The organism is Pantoea sp. sgz302252, assembly GCF_047713085.1.
Taxonomy (GTDB): domain Bacteria; phylum Pseudomonadota; class Gammaproteobacteria; order Enterobacterales; family Enterobacteriaceae; genus Scandinavium.
Genome location: NZ_JBLFJW010000093.1, coordinates 1 through 1,253, shown reverse-complemented (window position 1 = coordinate 1,253; position 1,253 = coordinate 1). Strand labels below are relative to the sequence as shown.

3 protein-coding genes are annotated in these 1,253 nt (G+C 44.2%); 2 read left to right on the top strand and 1 reads right to left on the bottom strand.

All coding sequences use genetic code 11. The annotated features are described in order from the left end of the window. The first annotated feature begins 231 nt into the window (after positions 1-231). Positions 232-579, top strand: coding sequence for a hypothetical protein (locus ACLW56_RS25255; RefSeq protein WP_415378159.1), 348 nt, complete (start codon positions 232-234; stop codon positions 577-579). Positions 580-587: 8 nt separating this feature from the next. Next, on the top strand, positions 588-995 hold the full coding sequence (locus tag ACLW56_RS25250) for a hypothetical protein (RefSeq protein WP_330986344.1): 408 nt from the start codon (positions 588-590) through the stop codon (positions 993-995). 59 nt (positions 996-1,054) lie between these two features. On the opposite strand, the gene ACLW56_RS25245 is transcribed toward ACLW56_RS25250, so the two are convergent. Continuing rightward, positions 1,055-1,253: SymE family type I addiction module toxin (locus ACLW56_RS25245; protein ID WP_330986343.1), on the bottom strand; the 199-nt coding region annotated here is incomplete at its 5' end.

Below are 1,253 nucleotides of genomic sequence, written 5' to 3'. Positions count from 1 at the left end.
GTGAAGGGGTAATGATGGCGCTCACAGAAAAAGACAAGGACAAAACAAGACATTAACGGCGGCGGGCGTCGCCGTTATACTGGCCACCGGCGTAAAAGTGCGCGTCGGGCGTTGCGTGCTAACGTGTTGTTAAAGATGTAAAAAGCAGTGGCCGGAAAGGCAGTAACGGCGCGGGCGGTAGCGTGTTAAAAAGTACGATGCCGTCGGGATCGTTCCTATGACCCGATAGGGTTGGCGGGTGGGGTTAATCCTTATGGTTATGTCAAAAATCCTCTTACCTGGATAGATCCTCTTGGTCTCACCGGTTGGCAAATAGATGGAGATAGGACAACCGAAATATTGCAAGGTGGACCATTCAAAGAAAAATATTATAAAGACGGGAAAACTGGGTTGTGGTGGTCAAAAGACACAACTGGTCACGGCGGTTCTGCTTATAAAGTTTATCGAGGCAACGCTACCTCCTTAGAGTGGGTAGCAGATGCTGATGAAAATGGTCAATTTATGCCAAGCAAACATAAAGGTGATACAGGAAGAAACATTCCTAAAAAAGCCTGCAAAGGTATATCCATCAAATGTTAAGGTCAGTCATGATTAATTCACCAGAAGAATTTATTGCGTTAAGAAATAGTGAAGTTCCTGCTGAATACCATAGAGCACAAATAGAAGGTGCCTCCATCGATGTATGGTTTGAACTCATTGAAAAACATCCGGAAATGAAGGTGTGGGTGGCAAGAAATAAAGCTATCCCCAGAGAGGTAATTGTTCGACTTTCCAGGGACCACGATCCTATTGTTCGGCATGCAATTTGTTCCAAATACCCTCTTGATATGGATATATATTTATTATTTTCAAAGGACCCAGATGAAGGTATCAGAGCGAGCTTAACATTTAATAAAAAATTGCCTATCTCTATTTTAAAAGAAATGTCAGAAAACGACTCTAGTGAATTCGTACGTTCTCAAGCTTTAGATAGATATAAGCAGCGTATATCCTGAGCTAATAATAGCCGGAAAGATCATCAGATCTTTCCGGCCTTTTTATCATCTTCAATCCGCTAAGCAACCAGCGCCTTTATCCCCATCGCCGCCTCTTTAAACTGGTAAAGTTCAGCCTTCAGGGCCTGCACTTCACTGGTATCCGCAATAATCGTCAGCACGCCATCCGATATTTTCACCGTTACGCCCGTCCCGGTATCAAATCCCGCTTCCTTCAGCCAGTCGCCTTTAAGCATCAGACTCGGATGGCGGGAATAA

Coding starts and splice junctions, on each gene's coding strand:
- ACLW56_RS25250 (WP_330986344.1), top strand. CDS start 588: ATGATTAATTCACCAGAAGAATTTATTGCGTTAAGAAATAGTGAAGTT.